The sequence below is a fragment of the Methyloceanibacter sp. genome, assembly GCF_035650995.1.
GTDB lineage: Bacteria > Pseudomonadota > Alphaproteobacteria > Rhizobiales > Methyloligellaceae > Methyloceanibacter.
Window position 1 is genome coordinate 1 of sequence record NZ_DASRGO010000037.1, and the last position, 3,685, is coordinate 3,685.

A 3,685-nucleotide genomic window follows, 5' to 3' on the forward strand; every position below is an offset into this window, starting at 1 on the left:
CCGGCCGCCGCCCACCCCGAATAGGAGTTGAGCATCGAGATCACGACCGGCATGTCGGCGCCGCCGATCGGAATGATGATGAGCACGCCGAGCACGAGCGAGAGGAGCGCGATCGCCCAGAAATAGACGTCGCTCTGCTGCTGGCAGAACATGACGATGCAGGCGATGAGCGCAAGCGCGAGCCCGATGTTCAAGGCGTGCCGCGCCGGCAGGATGATCGGCTTGCCCGACATGCGGGCGGAGAGCTTCAAGAAGGCGATGATCGAGCCGGTGAAGGTGATGGCGCCGATCGCAACGCCGAGCGACATCTCGATCAGGCTCTGAGTGTGGATCGCGCCTTGTGTGCCGATGCCGAAAGCTTCCGGCGCATAGAAGGCGGCGGCGGCGACCAGAACCGCGGCGAGACCGACCAGCGAATGGAACGCCGCGACGAGCTCCGGCATCGCCGTCATCGGGATGCGGCGGGCAATCACGGCGCCGATCGTGCCGCCCGCCGCGATGCCGCCCGCGATCATCGCCCAGGTGAGCGGCGTTTCCGGCCGCGCCACCGCGAGCGTGGTGACGATGGCGATCGCCATGCCGGTCATGCCGAGATAGTTGCCGCGCCGCGACGTTTCTGGCGACGACAGCCCCCTGAGCGCCAGGATGAACAGGACGCCCGCGGCGAGATAGAGCAGCGCAACGAGATCCGGGCTCATTTCTTTTTCTTCTGGTACATGGAGAGCATTCGCTGAGTGACGAGGAACCCGCCGAAGATGTTGACGCTCGCCATGACGAGCGCGGCGAGCCCGAGCAGCTTGGCGAGGAAATGCCCGCTGCCGGCCAAGGCGTCGGCGGCCTCGACCGAAACCGCGAGGAGCGCGCCGACCACGATCACCGAAGAGATGGCGTTGGTCACCGACATCAGCGGAGTGTGCAAGGCCGGCGTCACGCTCCACACCACGTAATAACCGACGAAGATCGCGAGCACGAAGATCGAGAAGCGGAACACGAAGTCCGAGGCGCCCTCGGCGGGCGCTGCGCTTTCGGCGAATGCGCTGCCGGTCAAGGCCTGAGCCAGGAGCGCAAGCGCGACGAGGCCAAGCCCGAGGAACAGCCTCTTTCCCATCATGGCGTGCCTCCGCTCTTGCTTCCCTTGGGCTGGCGCTTCGCTGGCGCCTTCGTGGCGGCTGGCTTGCCGTTGCCATTGGCGGACTTGGCGGAAGCCGTCGCATCCCCGCCCTTGCCGAGCCGCTCGGCGATCGCCGTATTGACGATGGCGCCATCCTTGGCAATCAGCGTGCCCTTGACCAGTTCGTCGTCGAAATTGATGGCGAGGTTTTTCGTCTGCTTGTCGATCAGCGACTCGACGAAGGCCTGGAGATTGCGGGCATAGAGGCTCGAGGCGTTGACCGGCAGCGAACCGGCGAGGTTGAGCTTGCCCAGGATGCGCACGCCGTTATGCTCGACGGTCTCGCCTGGCTCGGCAAGCTCGGCATTGCCGCCGCGCTCGACCGCGAGATCGACGATCACCGAGCCCGGCCGCATGCTCTCGATCATCGCCTTGCTGAGAAGCTTCGGCGCCGGACGTCCGGGGATCAGAGCGGTGGTGATGATGATGTCCTGGTTCTTGACGTGCTCGGCGATCAGCTCCGCCTGCTTCTTCTTGTAGGCCTCCGACATCTCCTTGGCGTAGCCGGCCGAGGTCTCGGCCTGCTTGAACTCCTCGTCCTCCACCGCGATGAACTTGGCGCCGAGCGAGGCGACCTGCTCCTTGACCGCAGGCCGCACGTCGGTCGCGGTCACGATGGCGCCGAGCCGCCGGGCGGTGGCGATTGCCTGAAGGCCGGCGACGCCGACGCCCATGACGAAGACACGCGCGGCGGGAACCGTGCCCGCTGCCGTCATCATCATCGGCAAGGCCCGCTCGAACACGGCCGCGGCGTCGATCACCGCCTTGTAGCCCGCGAGGTTCGACTGCGAGGAGAGCACGTCCATGACCTGCGCGCGGGTGATGCGCGGCATCAGCTCCATGGCAAACAATTTGACGCCCGTCTTGGCGAGCGCATCGAGGCCGTCGGTATCGGAGAACGGGTCGAGCATGCCGATCAGCGACGCGCCCGTCTTCATCGCCTTGACGATGGCGGGATCGGGCCGGCGCACGGTCAGCACGATATCGGCGTCGCCGACCGCCTCGGCATCGCTATTGGCGATTTTGGCGCCTGCGGCCGCGTATTCGGGGTCGGAAAAATGCGAGCGGAGCCCTGCGCCCGTGCGGATGGTGACGGCGGCGCCTGCCTTGACGAGCTTCTTGACCGTCTCGGGCGTCACCCCGATCCGCGGCTCGTCGTCTTTCTCGGCGGGCACGCCAATCGCGATCATCTTTGCTCCGTCGCCTTCTCATGCGAAGGCTAGGCTAGCGCCGGTTTGAAGGCCCCAAGTCGAAAGCGAAAAGGGAAGGCAAAATCGCGGGCGGAATTCAGGCCACGAAGATGGCCAGAAGCGCCATGATGATCACCACGCCAACGATGAGATAGCCGGTCAGCTTGAGGAACAGCTTGTAGGTCCGCTCATGCTCGGCATAGTCCATTGCCGGGTGCCCCTCAGCGGGATCGAGTTTCATTCTTACTCCCCTTTGATCTTCGACGCGTTGTTCTCCCGCCCGCGCCAATAGCACAAAGCCCGCCGTCCGGGCAACAATCGGCGGGCCGCGAGCTGCAGCCTTATGGAGCCGGCCAGGTCGCGGTTGGGAACATCGCTTCGAGCCCGGGCCGCTTCAGGTCGGAGCCTTCCCTCAGCCAGAAGCAGGTGAGGCGCGCATAATTGTCGAGATCGCCCGAGACGAGACAGGTCATCGCCATGGGCCCGCCGTCCTGCCACCGGAAGCGCAACACCTCGGCCTCTCCCGGCGGATCCGGCACCTCAACCTTGCCCTCAGCCGTGAATTCATGCGTCCCCCGCCGTTCCGTCAGCGTCACGCCGCCATCGGCCACCTCGATCCTCGCCGATCCGGAATAGACCGGGCCTCCATCGGGCTCCTGCCCGATCACGGCGTACTCGCCCTCGACGAAGCCGAGCAAATCGGCTTCGTCGCTCGCGTCCTTCGCGGCGATTGGCGCCGCGCTCGCGCACATGATGACAACGGCAAGCCATCCTGCCCATCTCTCGGAAGACATTTCGCGCGTCCTGCTTGTTCGGCTTCGTCAATACTGTCTCAAAACTGCAATTTTGCCTGAGGTGCAGCTGACACATCCTTCGCCCTCGCGAGGGAGACATGCCGTCGCCTCAAACAGGGCCTTCCGGCAGGGGAACGCCGGCCACGGTGAAAGCCTCGCGCTGGCGGTCGGCCACCTCGGCGAGGTCTGAGCCCGCGATCGTGTCGTCGAACAGGCGGTGATAGTTCAGCTCGGCGTTGAGATGGAGGAACACCCCGCCGAGCCCGATCGCCGCGCGATCCATGAACACGAACTCGCGCGGCACCTTGACCGGGCCTTTCTCCTGCAAGCCCTGGTGCACCCTGAACGCCTCGCGCCTTCCATAGGCGCCTGGGCTCACCTTGTCGGCAATGGTGCGCACCCGGTCCTCGAGCATCGGCCCGTAGATGAAATTCGCCCAGATGTTGAGGATGTCGATCAGCTCGTTGGAGAGGCCGGTGAAGCCCCAGGTCTCGTAGGCATGCACGATGAGCGCGCGATCGTTGCGCAAC

At 65.3% G+C, this 3,685-nt stretch carries 5 protein-coding genes and 1 pseudogene; all 6 read right to left on the reverse strand.

Annotated features, from left to right (window positions below; translation table 11 throughout):
- Positions 1 to 698: NAD(P)(+) transhydrogenase (Re/Si-specific) subunit beta (locus tag VFB18_RS03195; RefSeq protein WP_324970957.1), on the reverse strand; the 698-nt coding region annotated here is incomplete at its 3' end.
- The gene (locus tag VFB18_RS03200) at positions 695 to 1,108 is read right to left on the reverse strand and encodes a proton-translocating transhydrogenase family protein (protein WP_324970964.1); all 414 of its coding nucleotides are present in this window, start codon (positions 1,106 to 1,108) and stop codon (positions 695 to 697) included. The genes VFB18_RS03195 and VFB18_RS03200, both read right to left, overlap by 4 nt.
- Entirely contained in the window at positions 1,108 to 2,361 is a 1,254-nt protein-coding gene (locus VFB18_RS03205; protein ID WP_324970959.1) for a Re/Si-specific NAD(P)(+) transhydrogenase subunit alpha, read from the reverse strand. The genes VFB18_RS03200 and VFB18_RS03205 overlap by 1 nt, the downstream gene beginning before the upstream one ends.
- Before the next feature lie 97 nt (positions 2,362 to 2,458).
- Complete coding sequence (locus VFB18_RS03210; RefSeq protein WP_324970961.1) at positions 2,459 to 2,602, reverse strand: aa3-type cytochrome c oxidase subunit IV; 144 nt, start codon at positions 2,600 to 2,602, stop codon at positions 2,459 to 2,461.
- A 100-nt stretch (positions 2,603 to 2,702) separates the two neighbouring features.
- Entirely contained in the window at positions 2,703 to 3,155 is a 453-nt protein-coding gene (locus VFB18_RS03215) for a hypothetical protein (protein ID WP_324970962.1), read from the reverse strand.
- Positions 3,156 to 3,264: 109 nt separating this feature from the next.
- Positions 3,265 to 3,685 (reverse strand): annotated as a pseudogene (locus VFB18_RS03220) (AarF/ABC1/UbiB kinase family protein); the annotation flags it as partial.